The organism is Lentzea sp. NPDC092896 (assembly GCF_044754905.1).
Lineage (GTDB): Bacteria > Actinomycetota > Actinomycetes > Mycobacteriales > Pseudonocardiaceae > Lentzea.
This window is the reverse complement of record NZ_JBIVPX010000001.1, coordinates 954,121-967,735: the sequence shown is the minus strand read 5'-3', so window position 1 is coordinate 967,735 and position 13,615 is coordinate 954,121. Positions and strand designations below refer to the sequence as shown.

General features: G+C 68.3%; 10 protein-coding genes. 6 read left to right on the top strand and 4 right to left on the bottom strand.

What is annotated here, in order from left to right; genetic code table 11:
- Positions 1-229 precede the first annotated feature (229 nt).
- Positions 230-1,525 carry a UDP-glucose dehydrogenase family protein gene (locus ACIQF0_RS04135; protein ID WP_401024244.1) on the bottom strand — a complete coding sequence of 432 codons (1,296 nt, stop codon included), beginning with the start codon at positions 1,523-1,525 and terminating at the stop codon, positions 230-232.
- Positions 1,525-2,856 (bottom strand): glycosyltransferase family 4 protein, encoded by a 1,332-nt coding sequence (locus tag ACIQF0_RS04130; protein WP_401024241.1) that lies wholly within the window; start codon positions 2,854-2,856, stop codon positions 1,525-1,527. Before ACIQF0_RS04130 ends, ACIQF0_RS04135 begins: the two co-directional genes overlap by 1 nt.
- Before the next feature lie 111 nt (positions 2,857-2,967).
- On the opposite strand from ACIQF0_RS04130, the gene ACIQF0_RS04125 reads away from it, so the two are divergent.
- From ACIQF0_RS04125 to ACIQF0_RS04115, 3 genes are read left to right on the top strand one after another with little or no spacing between them, the layout of a single operon-like run.
- Positions 2,968-4,968 (top strand): glycosyltransferase, encoded by a 2,001-nt coding sequence (locus ACIQF0_RS04125; protein WP_401024238.1) that lies wholly within the window; start codon positions 2,968-2,970, stop codon positions 4,966-4,968.
- Between the two features lie 2 nt (positions 4,969-4,970).
- On the top strand, positions 4,971-6,794 hold the full coding sequence (gene asnB / locus ACIQF0_RS04120; RefSeq protein ID WP_401024235.1) for an asparagine synthase (glutamine-hydrolyzing): 1,824 nt from the start codon (positions 4,971-4,973) through the stop codon (positions 6,792-6,794).
- Positions 6,795-6,842: 48 nt separating this feature from the next.
- Positions 6,843-8,069: an MFS transporter gene (locus tag ACIQF0_RS04115; RefSeq protein ID WP_401024232.1), complete on the top strand. Its 1,227-nt coding sequence runs from the start codon at positions 6,843-6,845 to the stop codon at positions 8,067-8,069.
- Here the strand turns inward: ACIQF0_RS04115 and ACIQF0_RS04110 are convergent.
- Complete coding sequence (locus tag ACIQF0_RS04110; RefSeq protein WP_401024230.1) at positions 8,041-8,886, bottom strand: glycosyltransferase; 846 nt, start codon at positions 8,884-8,886, stop codon at positions 8,041-8,043. The genes ACIQF0_RS04115 and ACIQF0_RS04110 overlap by 29 nt on opposite strands.
- A 109-nt stretch (positions 8,887-8,995) precedes the next feature.
- On the opposite strand from ACIQF0_RS04110, the gene ACIQF0_RS04105 reads away from it, so the two are divergent.
- The 3 genes from ACIQF0_RS04105 to ACIQF0_RS04095 are packed head-to-tail and all read left to right on the top strand — an operon-like array spanning position 8,996 to position 12,650.
- A complete protein-coding gene (locus ACIQF0_RS04105) occupies positions 8,996-10,021 on the top strand; it encodes a glycosyltransferase (RefSeq protein ID WP_401024227.1) in 1,026 nt (341 codons plus the stop codon).
- Positions 10,018-11,460 carry a lipopolysaccharide biosynthesis protein gene (locus ACIQF0_RS04100; protein ID WP_401024224.1) on the top strand — a complete coding sequence of 481 codons (1,443 nt, stop codon included), beginning with the start codon at positions 10,018-10,020 and terminating at the stop codon, positions 11,458-11,460. The genes ACIQF0_RS04105 and ACIQF0_RS04100 overlap by 4 nt, the downstream gene beginning before the upstream one ends.
- Positions 11,457-12,650, top strand: coding sequence for a glycosyltransferase family 1 protein (locus ACIQF0_RS04095; protein WP_401024222.1), 1,194 nt, complete (start codon positions 11,457-11,459; stop codon positions 12,648-12,650). Before ACIQF0_RS04100 ends, ACIQF0_RS04095 begins: the two co-directional genes overlap by 4 nt.
- Here the strand turns inward: ACIQF0_RS04095 and ACIQF0_RS04090 are convergent.
- Positions 12,643-13,608, bottom strand: a complete 966-nt coding sequence (locus ACIQF0_RS04090) for a hypothetical protein (protein WP_360030439.1) — start codon at positions 13,606-13,608, stop codon at positions 12,643-12,645. The two genes, ACIQF0_RS04095 and ACIQF0_RS04090, sit on opposite strands and share 8 nt — an antisense overlap.
- Positions 13,609-13,615 lie beyond the last annotated feature (7 nt).

The following is a 13,615-nucleotide window of genomic DNA, read 5'->3' as shown; positions in this document are numbered from 1 at the left end:
CGGGAGTGCGGACAGCAGGCTGCTCGCGAGGTCGCTCGCCTGAGCCAGCAGGCCAGAAGCCTGGTGCACGATTCCGTTGACCATGTCCATGAGTCCAGCCACGGCGAGAACCTCCCCGACCAACCCCGGCGGGCCAGTCCCACCGGGTGTTGCCGGGAATCAAAGCGCTGGCACGACAAGCCCGCTCGCCCTGTCACACCATTGAGCTAAATGGACAGTCTCAAGTGGACTAGCGGCGCCCCAGCGACGTGCAGGTCAGGCCGGCACGACGAAGAACGTCCGGGTCCAACAGGTTCCGCGTGTCGACGACGACCGGCTGCCGCACGGTCTCGGCCAGGCGAGCCCAGTCCAAAGACCTGAACTCCGGCCACTCGGTCAGCACGACCAGGGCGTCGACGTCCTTCGCCGCCAGGTACGGATCGTCCACAACGGACACCGGGCCGAGGTCCGTGCCGCCGCTCAACGCCGGGTCGTAACCGACGAGCTCGGCGCCCGCCTGCTTCAGCAACGCCGCCACCGCGAGAGCCGGGGAGTCGCGCAGGTCGTCCGTGCCGGCCTTGAACGTCAGGCCCAGCAGTCCCAGCCGCACGTGCGACAGCGAGCCGCCGCGCTTGCCGGTGACCGCGAGGCGGACCTTCTCGACCATCCGCTGGCGCTGGCGCTCGTTGGTGTCGATCGTGGCGCGCAGCAGGCGGAACTCGAAGTCGGCTGCGTCCGCGACCTGGAGCATCGCGTGCGTGTCCTTGGGCAGGCACGAGCCGCCCCAGCCGGGGCCGGGGTTGAGGAACGCCTGACCGATGCGCTTGTCGTAGCCCATGCCCTCGGTGACGTCGGTGATGTTCGCGCCGAGCCGCTCGCACAGCTCCGCGACCGCGTTGACGTACGAGAGCTTCATCGCCAGGAAGCAGTTCGCCGCGTACTTGACCATCTCGGCCGAGGCCGCGTCGGTCAGCACCGTCGGCGCGCCGAGGCGTGCGTACAGGGCGGCCACGCGCTCAGCCGCGTCCTGCTGGTCGCAGCCGACGACGATGCGGTCCGGGTTCAGGAAGTCGTGCACGGCCGAGCCCTCGCGCAGGAACTCGGGGTTCGAGACGACGGCGACGTCGTCGCGGCGCAGCAGCTCGGCGGTGCGGATCGAGGTTCCGACCGGCACCGTGGACTTGTTGACGATCACCGTGCCGGACGGCAGCAGGTCGCGCGTCTCGTCCACAACGGACTCGACGGCCGCGAGGTCCGCGATGCCGCCGACACCCATCGGCGTCGGCACGCACAGGAACACGACCTCGGCGTCGGCCACCGCGGCCGAAGCACCCAGCACGAACGTGAGGCGACCGGAGGCCAGACCCTCGGCGACCAACTCGGCGAGGCGCGGTTCGAGGATGTCGACCTCACCGCGCGAAAGCCGTTCGACCTTCGAAGCGTCGACGTCCGCGCACACCACGCGGTGACCCAGCGAGGCGAGACAGGCACCCGTGGTCAGACCGACGTAGCCGGTGCCGACGACAGCGATCCTTCTGACGAACATCATTCTCCCGTTCGGGTCACGGCGAACGCGCGGAGCACGGCGTCGTCGCTCACGTCGATCATCTTGTTGCCCCACTGGTCGGTGCCGGCACCGAGCTCGGGCCTGCCGTCGGGGAACGGGCCGCGCGAGGCGAAGCCGGTGAGCCCGTCGAACACGGCCACGTAGTTCTCGGCCTGCGGGCGCCAGTCGAGCACGGCCTCACAGCGGCGACGGCCCTCGAAGCCGAGGCGCGCACGGCGTTCCGCGTCGTCGAGCAGGTCGAGCAGCGACGTCGTGAACGCCTCGACGTCACCCGGTTCGACCAGCACGGCGCACTCGCCGGCGGACACCACGGTCTCCTGCAACCGGTACGTGACGACCGGCAGCGCGTAGGCCATGTACTCCATGGTCTTGTTCATAGTGGACACGTCGTTCAAAGGCGACAACGGATCCGGGCCCAGTCCGACCGACGAGGTCGACAGGTAACGGGTGATCTGTTCGGGCCCAACCCGTCCGGTGAACTCCACGTACGGATCGAGTCCCCAGGCCGTGGCCTGCTTCTTCAGGTCTTCGAGGCAGTCGCCGAAGCCCAGCAGCGCGAAGCGGACGTCGGTGCGCCCGCGGTCGAAAACAACTCTCCGTGCGACTTCCAGGACACCGTCGACGCCGTCCTGCGGTCCCATGATTCCGAGATAGGCAACCAAGTGTTTGCCGCCGCGTCGGAGTTCGTCCACGCCCTCGACAGGCCGCATCACGGTGGTGTCCGGGCCGGAGCGCACGACGGTGGTGTGCTCGGGCGGCACGTCGCCCCGCGTCCACGCGATCTTCTGGTACGAGGTGTTGGTCGACGTCACCCGGTTGGCCGTGCGGAACGTCCGGCGCTCCAGCCACTTCAGGATCCGGTACTGCAACTTGCCCGCGAACCCCTTGGGCTCACCGAAACGAGACAGGAACACCTCGGGGTTGAGGTCGTGGTGGTCGAAGACGAACTTCACGCCACCGAGCCGCCACAACAGCGCGAGCGCCCAGTACGTGTCCGGCGGGTTGCACGCCTGCATGACGTCGAACCGCCTGCGGGCACGCACCTTCACGCTCAGCAACGCCGTGCGCACCCAGCAGTACAGGAACTCCCACGCGTAACCCAGCGCGCCTTCGGCCTGGGGCGGCGGAGCGTACTTGTACAGGTGCACTCCGTCGAGAAGTTGGTAGGCGGGGTCACCCGGACCCTTGGGGCAGATCACCGAAACCTCGTACCCGGCGGCGGTCAGGGCGCGGCATTCCAGCCACACCCGCCGGTCCAGCGGCACGGGGAGGTTCTGCACGATGATCAACACGTGAGGCGATGACGTCACGCTCTGGTTCTCGTTTTGGAGGGCAAAACGGTTACACATGGGGCGAATCTCGTAACGGAGGTTGCAAAACACTCGATGTAGCGCGCAGAGGCCCCAAAGCGAGGAGCGGTTGTGGAGCGGTCACCTGTCGCGGTGGTCATCGTCACGTACCAGAGCGAACAGGTCATCGAGGGATGCCTGAACTCGTTGCCCGACGGTGTGAAAGTGATCGTCGTCGACAACGCTTCCACCGACGGCACTGTGGCCTCCGCCACTCGGCCAGGCGTGCAAATCGTGCGAAACCCGGTTAATGCGGGATTCGCGGCCGGTGTGAATGCGGGCATCAAAGCCGCCGAGGGTTACGACGTTCTCGTCCTGAACGCCGACATCCGGTTGCACCCCGGAGCCGTGGAGACACTCCGCGCCGCCGACCGACCGATCGTCGTGCCGCGCCTGGTGGACGATTCCGGTGAGCTTTCCCACTCGCTGCGCCGCAAGCCGCGCGCCGCCGGAGCGTTCGCGGAAGCCCTCATCGGTGGCGGCCGCGCCGGGCGGATCGGCCTGGGCGAGACGGTCACCAACACCGTGGCGTACCAGGGCGCGCACGCCGCCGACTGGGCGACGGGCTGCGCGTGGCTGATCAAGCGGGAAGTCATCGAGCGACACGGCCTTTTGGACGAACGCTACTTCCTCTATTCGGAGGAAACCGACTACATGCTGCGCGCCGGCGGCGTCTGGTTCGAGCCGCGCGCGACGGCCACGCACATCGGTGGCGAGGTCTCCACGAACGCCCGGCTCTGGTCGATGCTCACCCAGAACAAGGTCCGGCTGCACCGCGAACTGCACGGCCGGTTCGCGGCACTGTTCATGTGGCTCGCCATGGTCGTGAACGAAGGGCTTCGCGCGCGTTCGCCGAAGCACCGCACCGCGTTGAAGGGGCTTTTCCGCATGCGCCGCTGGCCGGAGGAAGTGGCCTCCGAGGGCCCGAGCTACCTGTGCTTCTCGGCACAGGACTGGTGGTACCACAACCGCGCCCACTCGGACTTCCAGCTGCTGCGCCGCGTCGCCAAGCACCGCAAGGTGTTGCTGGTCAACAGCATCGGCCTGCGGATGCCGTCGCCCGGCAAGAGCACGCAGTTCCTGCGCCGGATCTTCCGCAAGGCCAAGAGCGTCGCGATGCTGGTGCGTCAGCCGATCCCCGAGACGCCGAACTTCTACGTGATGACGCCCGCTCCCCTGCCGTTCTACGGCAAGCCGTGGCTGCGCAAGCTGAACTCGGTCCTCGTCCGCACGCAGGTCAAGGCTGTGTGCTTCTTCCTCAGGATGGGCACGCCCGTCGTGGTCGCCACGATCCCGACCGCGTGGGACGTCGTGAAGCCCATGAAGACCAAGGGCCTGGTGTTCAACCGCTCGGACCGCCACTCGGCGTTCCCCGAGGCCGACCAGGGCACCATCGCCGGGCTCGAGAACCAGCTGCTGTCCAATTCGGACTCCGTGCTCTACGTGTCGCGAGCCCTCCAGGAGGAGGAATCCGCGCTGACCGGCGACCGGGCGCACTTCCTCGACCACGGCGTGGACGTCGACCACTTCACCCGCCGCACCGAACTGCCCGCGGACATCGCGAGCGTTCCCGGCCCGCGCATCGGGTTCTTCGGCAGCCTCGACGACTACCTCGTCGACTTCGACCTGATCGAGAAGGTCGCGCAGGAGTTCCCCGAGGCGTCGGTCGTGCTGATCGGTGACGCGACCTGCTCGATGGAGCGCTACGACAAGTACCCCAACGTTCATTGGCTGGACTTCCGTTCGTACGACCAGATCCCCGGCTACGGCTCGGGGTTCGACGTGGCGCTGATGCCGTGGCTGGACAACGACTGGATCAAGCACGCGAACCCGATCAAGATGAAGGAGTACCTGGCCCTGGGCCTGGCCGTCGTGTCGACGGACTTCCCCGAGGTCGAGCGGTACGGCGACGTCATCCGGATCGCCCAGGGCGAGGCCGACTTCATCGACCAGATCCGGCTCACGCTCAAGGACGGCGGCCTGAAGACCCCCGCCGAACGCCGTGCGGCCGTGCTCACCGCCTCCTGGGACTCCCGTGCCCGTGAGCTCATGCAGATCGCGGAGGGCCGCTGACCATGTGCGGTATCGCAGGCATCAGACGGTTCGACGGCGCTCCCGTCTCCCGTGAGCTGCTCGCCGAGATGGCGAAGCGGCTGCACCACCGCGGCCCCGACGACAGCGGGTTCTTCTCGGACGGCTCGATCGGCTTCGCGCACACCCGGCTGTCGATCATCGACCTGGCCGGGTCGCCGCAGCCGATGGCGGGCGCTTCCGGCACCACGCAGATCGCGTTCAACGGCGAGATCCTGAACTACCGGCAGCTGCGCGAGACCCTCAGCTACCCGTTCCGCACGAACGGCGACACCGAGGTCCTGCTGGCGCTGTACGAACAGCACGGGCCATCAGCCGTGGCCCAGCTGCGCGGCCAGTTCGCCTACGCGATCCACGACGCCCGCACCGGCGACACGCACCTGTTCCGCGACCGGCTCGGCATCCTGCCGCTGTACTACTACGCGGACTCGAAGATGTTCGCGTTCGCGTCCGAGATCAAGGCGCTGCTGCCGGCGATCGGCGCGGCCGAGGTCGACCACGAGTCGCTGCACGACTACCTGGCCCACCGGTCCGTCCCCGCGCCCCACACGCTCGTCAAAGGCGTCCACAAGGTGCCGCAGGGCCACCACCTGGTGGTCACCGCGAACGGCGAGGTGCGGACCGAGGCGTACTGGGAGCTGCCGCGCGAGTCGGAGATCAGGCAGGTCACCCCCGAGGAGGCCGTGCGGCTCGTGGACGAGGCGCTGACGGCGTCCGTGCGCGACGCTCTGGTCGCGGACGTGCCTGTCGGCGCCTACCTGTCCGGCGGCGTGGATTCCTCGCTCATCACGGCTCTGGTGGCGCGGGAACGGGGTGACGCGGAGCTGCACACGTTCTCCGCGGGCTTCGGTGACCCGCGCGTGGACGAGATCCACCACGCCGAGAAGGTCGCCAAGCTCGTCGGCAGCCGCCACCACAACGTGATCGTCACGGCCGACGACTTCCGCGACAGCTGGGCCAAGCTCTCCTGGCACCGCGACGCGCCGCTGTCCGAACCGGCCGACGTGGCCGTGTTCCGCCTGGCCGAACTGGCCCGCAGGGACGTGAAGGTCGTGCTGTCCGGAGAGGGCAGCGACGAGCTGTTCGGCGGCTACCCGAAGTACCGCTTCGCCACGGCGACCCGCCTGGCCGCGGCCGCGCCGTCGTTCGCGTTGAAGCGCCTGGAGAAGGTTTTGCCGGCCTCCAAGGCACGGCTGGGCATCGCCCTGCGCGCCATCGCCGAGCCCTCCTACGCCGAACGCATGCGCGGCTGGTTCGCGCCCTTCACGGTGTCCGAACGGGCAGCGTTGCTGGGCGGTCCCGCCACCCGGTCCGTGCTCGCCCCCTACGAGAACGGGCGCGGGGACGCGTTGCGGCGCATGCTGTACGCCGACTCGCACACCTGGCTCGCGGACAACCTCCTCGAACGCGGCGACCGCATGTCGATGGCCGCCTCGCTGGAACTGCGCCCGCCGTTCCTCGACCACCGCGTCGCCGAGCTGGCGTTCTCGCTGCCCAGCAACGTGAAGGTGCGCGGCGGCACGACCAAGTGGGTCGTGAAGGAGGTGGCGCGCCAGCACCTGCCGGCCGACATCGTCGACCGGCCGAAGTCGGGCTTCAAGGTGCCGCTCGACGCCTGGTTCCGCGACGGCCTGCGGGACATGGCCTACGACCTTCTGACCGGGCCCACGTCCTTCGTGGGCAAGACCTTCGACCGAGCCGCCGTGCGCTCACTGCTCGACGACCACGATTCCGGTGACCGCAACGAGCAGCCGCGCATCTGGACGCTGCTGTCCCTCGAGGTGTGGCACCAAACGCTCAGCTGGTAGGACGGTCCATGAACAGGGATTTCGTTTCCGGGGCAGGTGGGTGACCCCATGTACGTCGCCTCCTCCCGTCCGTCCAAGACGGACTTCCGCAAGCGGTTGCCGGGCACGGTGTTCGCGCTCGGCACGGTCAGCCTGCTGACCGACGTCTCCGCCGAGATGATCACCGCGTTCCTGCCGGTGTACCTGCTCTTCACGCTGCACCTGGGCTACGCGCAGTTCGGCCTGCTGGACGGCATCTACACCGGTGCCACGGCCCTGCTGCGGCTCGTCGGCGGCAGCGTCTCGGACAAGTTCCGCAGGCCCAAGGCCGTCGCGGCCGCGGGCTACGGACTCTCGGCGCTCACCAAGGTGTTCTTCCCGCTGGTCGGCGCGTCCCCGTTCGGCATCGGCGCGCTGATGGCGGCGGACCGGGCGGGCAAGGGCATCCGGACCGCGCCGCGCGACGCGATGATCTCCCTGGCCACGCCGGAGGATCGGCTCGGCGCGGCGTTCGGCGTGCACCGGAGCATGGACACGTTCGGCGCGCTTCTGGGTCCGCTCATCACGTTCCTGCTGCTCACGCAGATCGGAATGGTGCCGGGGCCGATCTTCGCGGTGTCCGCGGCGTTCGCGGTCATCGGCCTGATCGTGCTCGTCTCGTTCGTGCGGGAGAAGCCGGCCACCGAGAAGCCCAAGGGACCACGACCGTCGTTCCGGGCCGGGCTCAACCTGCTCACCGACAAGCACTTCCGCCGGACGACCATTTCCGCCGGGATGCTGGGCCTCGCGACGGTGTCGGACGCGTTCGTCTACGTCCTGGTGCAGAAGGCCACGAACATCTCGCTCGGCTACCTGCCGCTGCTGCCGCTCGGCACGGCCGTCGTGTTCCTGGCCGCCGCCGCACCGCTAGGCAAGCTGTCGGACAGGATCGGGCGCTGGCGGATGTTCCTCACCGGCCACGGACTGCTGCTCGGCGTGTACGCGCTGCTGTTCATCCCCGAGGGCGGCACGGGGGTCGCGATCGCGGCTCTGCTGCTGCACGGCCTGTTCTACGCGGCCACGGACGGCGTGCTGTCGGCCAAGGTGAGCGAGTCGGCGCCGGAGTCGTTGCGCGCTTCGGGTCTGAGCGTCGTGCAGACCGGACAGGCGCTGGGCCGTCTCGTTTCGTCCGTCGCGTTCGGACTGCTGCTGCAGTTCTCCAGCTTCGGGACAAGCATCACGGTGGCGCTGGCAGCACTCACCGTGACGCTCATCGCGGCTTACGGAATCAACCGCGAGCAGCCAGCTTCTGCTTGATCTTCTCGAAGCCACCCTTGCCGAGGACCTTCATGGCCGCGTTCTTCGCGGCCACGCGCCCGGAGTCGCGCATGAACCGCACCGGCTGATCCACCAGCCGGTCCTGCGCCACGGCGAGCGAGCCCGGCGCGGCCACGTCGTCCAGCGAGTCCCCGAACGACGCCTTGTACGGCTCGGGCGAGACCAGCCGGCCGCGTGTGCGGTTCGACACGTTGCCGCCGTGCACGACCTGCAGCCAGCCCGGCGCCCCCTCCAGCTCCACGACGGGGAAGTGCAGGTGCATGTGGTTGTGCCAGTGCGCCCAGCACGTGACCGGCTCGTCCCAGGACTCCCGCACCGAGACGAACGCGTTGTGCCGGTCGACCCGGTGGTACAGGCCGCCCGGCGACTTGATCAGGCCGTTGACCAGGTAGTACGCGGCGGTCGTGGTGGGGCGGGGAGCGGCGCAGAGGCGTTCCACGAAGTCGACGGCGAGACCGTCGTCGTTGTCGAGGTTCGTGGTGATGAGCTCGGAGCCGACCTGGCCGTAAAGCGACCGGATGTCCGATCTCAGTTCTTCCCGCGACACTTCCGAACGGTAAACGGGCGTGTACGCGTCACCGTGTGAGGCGATTTTGTCCTTGAGCCATTGCGGTGATTCGGGGTCGAAATAGATGAGCCAACGCGTCCGTTCGTCCGTCTGCGCGAGCACCGATGGCAGGCAGTAGCGCTCGAACAGCGCAACGCGTTCGGTCAGCCACCCTTCCTTTGCCCGGACGTAACTTTCGGCACCCTTTGAAGGCAGGTTGAAGCGCGTCAGGATGACGTGGTCGGCCATGACTCCCCTTACTCCGGTCATCCCTACATCGCCTGATGGGCCCAAAACGTTGCGGGGCTAACGAATGCGCATCCACACCGATAGTGAGGTTGTGCCAACGCTTCCCACAGTGGACGTCGTGATCCCCTGTTACAACTACGCCCACTTCCTACCGGCCTGCGTCCGCAGCGTCCTGGATCAGCCAGGCGTGGACGTGCGGGTGCTTGTGATCGACGACACGTCATCGGACAACACCCCCGAGGTGATGGCCGAGCTGATGGCCGCCGACAAGCGCGTCGAGGGCTACCGGCACGAGGTGAACAAGGGACACATCGCCACCTACAACGAGGGCCTGCTGGACTGGGCGAGCGCCGACTACACCGTGCTGCTGTCCGCGGACGACCTGCTGGCGCCGGGAGCACTCCAGCGCGCCGCCGAGGTCTTCGAGCAGAACCCCGAAGTGGGCATGGTCTACGGCCGCGTCGTCTACTACAGCGACCACGACGCGTTGCCGAGGGTCACTCAGCTTCCGACCAGCTCGAAGGTCTGGCGCGGCGAGGACTGGATCGAGAACCGCTTCCGCAGCAGCCGCAACGTGATCTCCTCGCCGGAGGTCGTGGTGCGCACCAAGATCCAGCAGAAGGTCGGCGGCTACCGCTCGGACCTCCCCCACGCGGGTGATCTGGAGATGTGGCTGCGCATCGCCGCGGTGTCCGACATCGGGTACGTCAGCGGCAAGCCCGGCGCGTACTACCGGGTGCACGAGAACTCCATGATGCGCACGACGTTCAAGTCGGTGTTCGCCGACCTGGAGCAGCGCCGTGACGTGTTCGACCTGGTGCTGGAGCAGAACCCGAGCCTGCCCGCGCGGCTGAAGACGCTGGCGCACAAGGCGATCGCGAGCGACGCCCTGTGGCGCGCGGTCCGGCTGCACGACCGCGACCAGCTCGACGGCACCGAGCAGGAACTCCTCGACTTCGCCCGCGAGACCTACCCGCGGCTCGAAGAACTGCCGGAGTACAAGGCACTTCAGCGGCGCAAGAAGTTCAGCCCGCGTTTCCTGAGCCGCACCCAGTTGTTCCTCGCACCCCACGCCGTCAAGCGCGCGAAGCTGTGGATCGGCACGCAGCGCTGGAAGTGGCGGGGCGAGTGGTGAGCACGGACACCGGCCGGCTCGAAGGCGAGGTCTCCTCGGCGATCCGCTGGAGCGCCGTCAACTCACTGCTGCAACGACTCGCCGCGGTCGGCATCAGCGTCCTGCTCGCGCGCCTGATCGCGCCCGAGCAGTTCGGTGTCTTCGCGGTCGCCCTGGTCGTGCTCAACATCGTGCTGAGCGTGTCCGAACTCGGCGTCAGCGCCGCCCTGGTCCGTCACAACGGCCCCATCGACGAGATGGCGCCGACCGTCACGACCCTGTCGCTCGCGTCCGGCACGCTGCTGGCGTTGATCTGCGCGGTCGGCGCGCCGTGGTTCTCCAACGCCATGGACGCGCCGGAGGCCGCCGGGGTCATCCAGCTCATGTCGATCGCCCTGATCGTCGCGGGCGCGACCGCGGTGCCCGGCGCGATGATGCAGCGCAACTTCCGGCAGGACCACAAGTTCTACGCCGACACCGCCGCGTTCGTGGCGGGCACGGCCGTCGCGGTCGTGCTGGCACTCATGGGCTTCGGCGCGTGGAGCCTCGCGTGGCAGCGGATCGCGCAGAACGTCTCCGCCGCGATCATCATGTTCTGGCTCACCAAGGAGCGGTTCCGGCCTGGCTGGAATCCGTTCCAGGCCAGGGAACTGCTCGCGTTCGGCCTGCCGCTGGCCGGATCGAGCCTGCTGATCTTCGGCGTGATGAACGTCGACTACATCGTCGCCGGCGCGATGCTCGGCACCGTCCAGCTCGGCTTCTACCTGCTGGCGTTCAACCTCGCGAGCTGGCCGGTGGCGGCGTTCAGCGCCCCGGTCAGAAGCGTGTCGCTGGCCGCCTTCTCCAAGGTCCGCGAGGATCCCGAGCTGTTCCAGAAGGCGTTCGGCCGTGCTCTCGGCCTGCTGGCGCTCGTCACGGTGCCCGCGTGCGTGCTGCTGGCCGCCCTGGCCGAACCGCTCATCCGGGTCGTCTACGGGGAGCGCTGGTCGCCCGCCGCGACGGCGCTCGCGTTGCTGGTGCTGCTCGGCGCGGTCAGGGTCGCCCTCGAACTCGGCTACGACTTCCTCGCCTCGGCCGGCCGCTCGCGCGCGATCCTCGTGATCCACGTCGTCTGGCTGGGCGCGCTGGTGCCGTTGCTGGCGCTGGGCGCGCACCTCGACGGCATCCGGGGCGTCGCGGCGGCCCACGTGATCGTCGCCGTCCTGATCATCACGCCCGCGTACCTCGTCACGTTCAAGCCCTACGGCATCCGGGCCGGCGCGCTCGGGACCAGGCTGCTGCGGCCGTTCCTCGGCGGTGTGCTGATGGTCGCGGTCGTGCTCGTGGTCCGGAACATGATCGACAGTGAGCTGCTGCAGATCCTCGTCGGCGGCGCGCTGTCGTGCCTCGCCTACCTGCTCGTGGTGTTCCCGATGAGACACGAGATCCTTGCGGTGCTGAAGAAGAGGGCCGACGCGTGAGGCGACTGAGGCAGGTCACGAAGATCGTCCGCGAGCAGGGCGCGAAGCAGCTCGGCGTCCGACTGCTCACCGCCGCGACCCGCAGGCTCGGTGCCGAGGGCGAAGAACTGCCGGTACGTCTCGACGACGTCCGCAGGGCCGACGTCGAGCAGCGCAAGCCCGTGGTGATCCCGCCGATCCCCCACGACGACAAGCTCACGATCAACTGGGTCACCACTCCCCCGTCCAGGGGCTCCGGCGGCCACACCACCATGTTCCGGCTCATCCGGCACCTGGAGTCGCTCGGGCACGAGTGCCGGCTCTACCTGTACGACACGTTCGGCAACACCGTCGCCGACCTCGAACCCGGTGTCAGGGCGGCGTTCCCGTTCTTCCGGGGCTCGATCCACGACGTGACGGACGGCATGGCTGACGCGCACGCGGTCTTCTCGACGGCGTGGATCACCGCGTACCCGGCGTTCAACGATCCCTGCGCGGGCAAGAGGTTCTACCTCGTGCAGGACTACGAACCGTGGTTCTACCCGTCCGGCGGCCTCTACGCGCTGGCGGAGAACACCTACCGGATGGGCATGCACGGCTTCACGGCCGGAAGGTTCCTCGCCGACAAGCTCCTCGACGAGCACGGCATGCCGGCCGACCACTTCGACTTCGGCTGCGACGCCGACAGGTACAAGCTCGGCGACGAGAAGCGCGACGGCATCGTCTTCTACGCTCGCCGCAAGGCACCGCGCAGGGCGTTCGAACTCGGCGTGCTCGCGCTGGAGGTGTTCGCCGAGAAGCACCCGGACATCAAGATCCACGTGTACGGCGAGAAGATCGGGCAGCTCGGGCCGCAGTTCCACGACCACGGCCTGGTCACGCCCGACGACCTCAACGCCATCTACAACCGTTGCTTCGCCGGGTTGTCGCTGTCGATGACCAACGTGTCCCTCGTGCCGCACGAGATGCTCGCGGCCGGATGCATCCCCGTGGTGAACGACGCGCACTTCAACCGCGTAGTCCTGGACAACGACCACGTCCGGTACGCGACACCCACCCCGCACTCACTGGCGCGTGCTTTGTCCGAAGTGGTCACATCGCCGGACTTCGACGCGGTCGCCCGTGCGGCCGCGTCCAGTGTGGAGGGACGTTCTTGGGATGCGGCAGGACATGAGCTGGAAAAGGTGCTCCGCCGCGAACTCGCTACGTGACGGGAGACGGCGACGTGGCGTCCTGGATGAGCACCCTGGCGTCCTGCGATCCGTCGGCGGGCACCACGTGAACCGCGGGCAGCTTGGCGTCCTTGGGCACCGCGGCGAACGCGAGTTCCGTGCCGGTGAGCCACGTCGCCTGGTCGTCGATGCCGGCCGTGCCGGGCAGCCGCTTCTCGGTGTTCGTCGCGAGGTCGAGCACCGCGAGGTCCCACGGCCCGAGGCGGCCGATGCGCTTCTTGTACGCGACCTTCGTGCCGTCCGGCGACAGCGACGGGCATTCCGCGTCACGGCGCAACGACGTCACGGACTTGCTCACCAGATCGCCCTTCACCAGCCACGTGTAGCCGCCGCTGGCGAGCGTCGCGTAGAAGGTCAGGTCGTTCGACCCCACCGTCAGACCCCAGTAGTTGACGTCACTCGCGGTGAGCGGAGCACCCTCCACAGTGGCGGCGAAGTGTTCGAGCGACTCGACGGTCTCGCCGGTGCGCACGTCGAAGTAGCCCGTGCGGGTGGAGAAGCCGCCGGGAACCGAGTACGAGTCGCCGGTGACGAAACTCGTCCAGGACACCACGTTCCCGGACTGCGAGACCTTCGCGCGGCTCGGGATGCCCGGCAGCGGAACGGTCTTGATCGGCTTGCCGTCGCGGCTCACCTCGGCCGCGTAGGTCGGGCCGGGACCGGAGAGCTTGAGGCACACGCTGGTACCCGCGGCGGCGTAAAACCGCTGGCAGGCGAGTTCCGTCTGGGTGCGGGCGCCGCCGTCGGCGAGCTTCTCGACACGGTTCTGGCCGCCGGCGAGATCGACGAAGAGAAGATCACCGACCTTGGCCTGGGTCACCTGTTCGGTACCACCCGACTGCTTGGCGTCGGTGGCCGCGGTGACGACGTAAGCCGTTGTCCCGCCGATGACCACGAGAATGGCCGCGACGGTCACGGTCAGACGTCCTGCACGCATGCTGCCT